Source organism: Mycobacterium sp., assembly GCF_035499775.1.
Lineage (GTDB): Bacteria > Actinomycetota > Actinomycetes > Mycobacteriales > Mycobacteriaceae > Mycobacterium.
Genome location: NZ_DATJYB010000450.1, coordinates 1 through 4,622, shown reverse-complemented (window position 1 = coordinate 4,622; position 4,622 = coordinate 1). Strand labels below are relative to the sequence as shown.

The window sequence follows — 4,622 nt, the reverse complement described above, 5'->3', positions numbered from 1 at the left end:
CGAATTGCGTCCACGTCGACGGCCTCGCTCGCCATCCGGACCTGCCACGGCGACGTGCCCAAACGGCTGGCCGGACAACGCGATCCGACATGTCGCGATACGCGCGGCCGCCGGCCGTCAGCTGGCGCTGCGGCGTACTCTCCGCAGTTATGCGTCCTGGCCAGCACAGATGGATGCCAACCATCGCCGTGACGGTGATCGCGGCCGTACATCGCCCGGATCGACGGGGTGACGACCGGCAGTCAGGCCACCTTCGTCATGCAGGGCGGCCAGACGAACAGCGCGCCGCTGAGCACGTTGCCCGGGCGTGCTTTCGAGGCCAACACGGTGTTGGACGACCCGCAGAAAGCCGGTATGCGGATCGTGCTGCGCTGGCCGTATTCGGGGAACGTACATTGCGAAATCGACGTGGGCTAGGGCCGCCAGCCGGTGGAGTCGGCCCACTCCCACGCTCGCCGGTAGGCATCCAGAAACCACGGCTCCTTGGCGTCGGCGTAACGGCCGCCGTCCCCGCCCCCGTCGATCTCCGCCGCGCGCTTGATTTTCAGATAGTCTTCGCGCACACCGGGATTGGCCTTAAGCCAGTCCACGAACAGCAACGCGAACTGCTGAGGGGGCCAACCATCGACCCGGATATGTACGTGGGTCGGACGCCCGGGGTCGGCCGAACCGTGATACCGCTTGCGCCACAGGGCGGGATCGTTGCTGTGGTCAAAGCGCCCGACGGTGCTGCGGGCATCGTCCTTGGGTGTGTCCTCGGTGATATCCGCACGGCGCGGATAACCGGCGGCCAGCAACGGCTCGACGAGTTCGTCTGCCACCGCCAGTGATTCGACGGTGATCTGGATGTCGATGACGTCCTTCGCGTAATAATCCGGAACCGCCGTAGACCCGATGTGGTCGATCCGCAACGCCCGATGACCACATGCCGTCTTCAACCGGTTGACGATGCGCTGCGCCTGGTCCGGCCAGGTCGGGTCGGGCGGCACCAATCGGGCCTGCGCCCGGACCATCCGTCGCTCACCAAGGTTGTGCGCGAACGGCAGAATCCGGTTGTGCCAGACGTCGCGTGCGCGCAGCACCAAATCGTCCTGGCTGCCTGAGTTGTCCAGCCAGATGTCGGCGACCGCGTGGCGCTGCTCGTCGGTGGCCTGCGCGGCGATGCGGGCGCGGGCGTCGTCCTCGCTCATGCCGCGTTGCCCGACCAGCCGTCGCACCCGCAGTTCCACGTCGGCGTGCACGATGACCACCAACGGAAACAGCGGCGCCATCCCGGATTCCACCAGCAGCGGAATGTCTTCGACGACAACAGAGTCTTCGGACACGGCCGCGATGATTTCCGAGCGGCGTTTGGCGACCAGCGGGTGGACGATCCCGTTGAGCTTCTTACGCTCCTCCTCGTCGGCAAAGGCCTTGGCGGCCAACGCCGGCCGATTCAGCGCCCCGTCGGCAAGCAGGATGTCGGCACCGAACGCGTCGACCAGTGACGCCAGTCCTTCGGTGCCCGGCTCGACGACCTCACGAGCCAGCACATCACCGTCGACGATGATCCCGCCGCATTGCGAGAACGTGGCGGACAGCGCCGACTTCCCGGCACCGATGCCACCGGTCAGCCCGATGCGCAGCATCTGTGCGGGTAATTAAGCGCTGCCGGCGAGCTTTTCCCGCAGAGCGGCGAGTTGGGCGTCGCTGGCCAGCGATCCACTCGCGGCCTTTTCCGAGGGCCCGCTGCTGGACGGCGCCTGACCGCCACTTCCGTGGTCGGCGGCCTCGGCCGCGGCGAACTTCTCCATCTGCGTGGTGTGCATCTTGTGCCGGCGTTCGGCCTCGGCGTAGCGGGCTTCCCACTCGTTGCGCTGGGGGTCGAAACCTTCCAGCCATTCGTTGGTTTCGGGGTCGAAGCCCTCGGGGAAGATGTAGTTGCCCTGCTCGTCGTAGCTGTCGGCCATGCCGTACTTGGCGGGGTCGAACTCCTCGGTGTAGTCCTCGTTGGCCTGCTTGAGCGACAACGAGATTCGGCGACGCTCCAGGTCGATGTCGATGACCTTGACCATCGCGTCGTCGCCTACGGCAACCACCTGGTCGGGCACCTCGACGTGACGCTCGGCCAACTCCGAGATGTGCACCAGGCCTTCGATGCCCTCCTCGACGCGGACGAACGCACCGAACGGAACCAGCTTGGTGACCTTGCCCGGCACGATCTGCCCGATCGCGTGGGTGCGGGCGAAGTGCCGCCACGGGTCTTCCTGAGTCGCCTTGAGCGACAACGAAACCCGCTCGCGGTCCATGTCGACGTCGAGCACCTCGACGGTGACCTCGTCGCCCACCTGCACCACCTCGGAGGGGTGGTCGATGTGCTTCCAGGACAGCTCGGAGACGTGCACCAGACCGTCCACACCGCCGAGGTCGACGAACGCGCCGAAGTTGACGATGGACGAGACCACGCCCTTGCGGATGGTGCCCTTCTGCAGCTGGTTGAGGAACTCGCTGCGTACCTCGGACTGGGTCTGCTCCAGCCAGGCGCGCCGCGACAGCACCACGTTGTTGCGGTTCTTGTCCAGCTCGATGATCTTGGCCTCGATCTCCTTGCCGATGTACGGCTGCAGATCGCGGACCCGGCGCATCTCGACCAGCGAGGCGGGCAGGAAGCCGCGCAGCCCGATGTCGAGGATCAGGCCACCCTTGACCACCTCGATGACGGTGCCCTTGACGGCCTCGTCCTTGGCCTTGAGCGCCTCGATGGTGCCCCAGGCGCGCTCGTACTGTGCGCGCTTCTTGGACAGGATGAGCCGGCCCTCTTTGTCCTCTTTGGTGAGAACCAGAGCCTCGACCTCGTCGCCGACGGATACGACCTCGTTGGGGTCGACGTCGTGCTTGATGGAGAGCTCGCGGGCGGGGATGACCCCTTCGGTCTTGTAGCCGATATCGAGGAGCACCTCGTCCCGGTCAACTTTGACGATGGTGCCTTCGACGATGTCGCCGTCGTTGAAGTACTTGATCGTTTTGTCTATTGCTGCGAGAAAGTCCTCGCTGGAGCCTATGTCGTTGACGGCTACTTGCGGCGAGGTGACGGTGGGACTCGGCATATTGTTGGGTTGCTCCGGACAGGGTCAGGTCGTAGGGACTTGGGACTTGAGTTATTGGTGTGACCCGCGATCGAGCACGAGCGGGTACCTGTCGAGGCTACTCGACTGCGTACACGCTGGACAAACCCGGTCTCCCCAGCTGCGATTTCATGATCAGACTAACGTCTGCTGCCCGCCTGTCGCAGGAGGGGCGCCTTCCACAGCAACGCGAAGGTTTCCAGCAGGATCAGCGGGATATGCACAAGCAGCGCCACGGCATAGGCCATGCGCTGGGAGTTCACCGAAACAAACACATCATTGGCGATCACGATGATCGACACCGGTGCCAGGTGTGCGACCAGCAGGGCAGCGTTCCACAGCCGGCTCGGCCAGCGCGTGGCACCGATGAGGCACACCAGCGCGAGCAGGAACATCAAGAAATACGCCTGGAACAGCCCGACGTAGCCGAAAGGCTGCCTGGCCAGCACGTCCAACGGCCCGTGCCCCTGCCAACCGAGCGTCGATCCCGTCGTCGCGGCGATGGTGACCACGAACAGGATGACCGCGTGAACGCGGGTCACGGTGGTCCGAAGTTTCGCGCCCGGGTCATCGAGTGGCATGTTCACGGTCACCCCTTATTCACCCGCGGGGGCTCAGCGAGCCGCCAGTGCGCCTTTAGTGGGCCGCGCTGTCCCAGCTGCGGCCGTAGCCCACCGACACCTCCAGCGGGACATCGAGCGGGTAGGCGCCGCCCATCTGCTCGCGTACCAGCGCTTCGACCTGCTCTCGCTCGCCGGGCGCGATTTCGAACAGCAGCTCGTCGTGGACCTGCAGCAACATGCGCGAGGCCAGCCCGGCCGTGCGGATCGCCTTGTCGACCTCGATCATCGCCACCTTGATGATGTCGGCCGCGCTGCCCTGGATCGGGGCATTGAGCGCGGCCCGTTCGGCGGCCTCGCGCACCTGGCGGTTGCTGCTGTCCAGCTCGGGCAGGTAGCGCCGGCGACCCAGCACCGTCGAGGTGTAGCCGTCCTTTCGGGCCTGCTCGACCACGTCCATCAGGTAATCGCGCACCCCGCCGAACCGGGCGAAGTACTGGTCCATCTGGTCCTTGGCCTCTTCGGTGGAGATCTTCAGCTGGGCGGACAACCCGTAGGCGCTCAGCCCGTAGGCCAGCCCGTACGACATGGCCTTGACCCGGCGCCGCAACTCGGCGTTGACCTCCTCGATCGGCACGCCGAACGCGCGCGACGCGACGAACGAGTGCAGGTCCTCCCCCGTCCGGAAGGCTTCGATGAGTCCCTCGTCCCTGGACAGGTGCGCCATGATCCGCATCTCGATCTGGCTGTAGTCGGCGGTCATCAGCTCGGTGAAATCGCCGGATTTGCCCGAGCCGACCACGAACGCGTCGCGGATCTGCCGGCCCGCGTCGGTTCGGATCGGGATGTTCTGCAGGTTGGGCTCGGTGGACGAAAGCCGGCCGGTCGCGGCGATTGTTTGGTTGAACGTGGTGTGAATCCGGCCGTCGCCGGCCACCGAGTTCAGCAACCCGTCGAC

4 protein-coding genes and 1 pseudogene are annotated in these 4,622 nt (G+C 65.6%); 1 reads left to right on the top strand and 4 read right to left on the bottom strand.

Annotated elements, in window-relative coordinates:
• Window positions 1-207 precede the first annotated feature (207 nt).
• Window positions 208-411: pseudogene (locus VML93_RS27970) on the top strand (hypothetical protein); the annotation flags it as partial.
• A gap of 2 nt (window positions 412-413) precedes the next feature.
• Here VML93_RS27970 and coaE read toward each other — a convergent pair.
• The 4 genes from coaE to VML93_RS27950 form a co-directional block, all read right to left on the bottom strand.
• Window positions 414-1,628, bottom strand: a complete 1,215-nt coding sequence (coaE, locus tag VML93_RS27965; protein ID WP_325615506.1) for a dephospho-CoA kinase — start codon at window positions 1,626-1,628, stop codon at window positions 414-416.
• A gap of 12 nt (window positions 1,629-1,640) precedes the next feature.
• Window positions 1,641-3,086: a 30S ribosomal protein S1 gene (gene rpsA / locus VML93_RS27960; RefSeq protein WP_325615505.1), complete on the bottom strand. Its 1,446-nt coding sequence runs from the start codon at window positions 3,084-3,086 to the stop codon at window positions 1,641-1,643.
• A gap of 158 nt (window positions 3,087-3,244) precedes the next feature.
• Entirely contained in the window at window positions 3,245-3,616 is a 372-nt protein-coding gene (locus VML93_RS27955; protein ID WP_325615504.1) for a hypothetical protein, read from the bottom strand.
• Window positions 3,617-3,740: 124 nt separating this feature from the next.
• Window positions 3,741-4,622: DNA polymerase (locus tag VML93_RS27950; protein WP_325615503.1), on the bottom strand; the 882-nt coding region annotated here is incomplete at its 5' end.

Coding starts and splice junctions, on each gene's coding strand:
- rpsA (WP_325615505.1), bottom strand. CDS start 3,086: ATGCCGAGTCCCACCGTCACCTCGCCGCAAGTAGCCGTCAACGACATA.
- coaE (WP_325615506.1), bottom strand. CDS start 1,628: ATGCTGCGCATCGGGCTGACCGGTGGCATCGGTGCCGGGAAGTCGGCG.